Origin of the sequence: Streptococcus pseudopneumoniae (assembly GCF_001072315.1) — a bacterium.
GTDB classification, from domain to species: domain Bacteria; phylum Bacillota; class Bacilli; order Lactobacillales; family Streptococcaceae; genus Streptococcus; species Streptococcus pseudopneumoniae_R.
In genome coordinates this window covers 1-211 of sequence record NZ_JVLI01000137.1, presented here as the reverse complement: position 1 = coordinate 211, position 211 = coordinate 1, and the positions used below count along the sequence as shown (strand labels likewise).

The window sequence follows — 211 nt, the reverse complement described above, 5'->3', positions numbered from 1 at the left end:
TTCCAAATGACAAGATTTCGAAGTATGTCCAAGATGAAGTTAAGAATCAAGTAGCAAAAGTGGAAAATCCAGTCTATCAAGCTCCAGCTACAACTACAACTACAACAAATGAACTCCCTAAGACGGGAGAAAAATCTTCAAGTCTTTCGTTATTGGGGATGGTAACTATATCACTTTTAAGTTTGATGAAAATCAAACGAGAATCTAAGGA

At 35.5% G+C, this 211-nt stretch carries 1 protein-coding gene; it reads left to right on the top strand.

Annotated elements, in window-relative coordinates:
• A partial coding sequence (locus tag ADH54_RS07070) for an LPXTG cell wall anchor domain-containing protein (protein ID WP_049524587.1) occupies nt 1-211 on the top strand: 211 nt, incomplete at both ends.